Genomic DNA, 1223 nt, shown 5'->3' on the forward strand with positions numbered 1-1223 from the left:
GCCGGCTGGGCGGTGTCCACCGTGCACATGGGACACACCATCCCGCTGGTGCCGGCGCAGTGGGCGATGCTGGTGCTGGTGCCGGCGGTGGCCTTCCTGGCCGGGGTGCTGCTGGTCCGCCGCCGGGAGGAGACGCTGCGGATGGTCGCCCTGGGCCGGGCCGCCGACCGGGACCGGCCCGCCGCCTGACGGTTCCGGCCGGTGCGGCCCGACGTTGATCGACTCGACGTGCGGCAGCTCGGGGCTTCCAGCGACTCGGAGGCCCCGACCTGCGGCAGACCGAGCGGGTCAGCCCGCGCCGGCCGGCCGCCGGTGGTCCCGTGCTCAGGCCGGGGCCACCGGCGTGAGGTCGCCGGCCTGCTCCGGCACCGCCACCGCGACCGTCGGCGCCGGCCTCGGCAGGGTGAAGACGAACCGGGCGCCCTCGGTGTACTCGTCGTCCAGCCGCAGCGTGCCACCGTGGTACTCGACGATCTTCTTGCAGATCGCCAACCCGATCCCGGTCCCGTCGTACGCGCCGCGGGGGTGCAGCCGCTGGAAGATCAGGAAGATCTTGTCGGCGTACCTCGGCTCGATGCCGATCCCGTTGTCCGCCACCGCGAACGACCAGCCCGTCGCGTCCTCGGCCGCCGCCACCCGGATCCGGGGCGCCCGGTCGGGGCTGCGGAACTTCACCGCGTTTCCGAGCAGGTTCTGCCAGAGCATGGTCAGCAGCGTCGGGTCCCCGTGCACCACGGGCAGCGGGTCGCTGACGATCTCCGCCCCGGCCTCGGCGATCGGCTCGGACAGGTTCGACTCCGCCTGGGCCAGCATGGCCGCCAGGTCCACCTCCCGGTCGTCGCTGTAGACCCGACCGATCCGGGAGAAGGCGAGCAGGTCGTTGATCAGGGTCTGCATCCGGGTCGCCCCGTCCACCGCGTACCCGATGTACTGGCGGGCCCGCTCGTCGAGCTGGTCGGCGTAGCGGCGCTGCAACATCTGGCAGAACGACGCCACCTTGCGCAGCGGCTCCTGCAGGTCGTGCGAGGCGACGTACGCGAACTGCTCCAGGTCCTCGTTGGACCGGCGCAGCTCGGCGGCCTGCTGCTCGAGGGCGTCCCGGTGCCGCCGGCTGGTCTTCAACGCGTCGACGACCCGCTGGCGCATCGACTCGACATCCGCGGTGAGCCGGGCGATGTCGGCGGGGCCCTCGGCGGTGAGCCGGTGGTCGAAATCGCCCCCGG

At 73.2% G+C, this 1223-nt stretch carries 2 protein-coding genes; one reads left to right on the top strand and one right to left on the bottom strand.

What is annotated here, in order from left to right; translation table 11 throughout:
- Positions 1–189, top strand: a 189-nt coding sequence (locus ACWEVO_RS36745) for a hypothetical protein (protein WP_452311984.1), incomplete at its 5' end; no start/stop codon positions are given.
- Positions 190–324: 135 nt separating this feature from the next.
- Here ACWEVO_RS36745 and ACWEVO_RS36750 read toward each other — a convergent pair.
- Positions 325–1223 (bottom strand): sensor histidine kinase (locus ACWEVO_RS36750; protein ID WP_452311985.1); only part of this gene is annotated, 899 nt, incomplete at its 5' end.

The sequence above is a fragment of the Micromonospora sp. NPDC003776 genome, assembly GCF_053605645.1.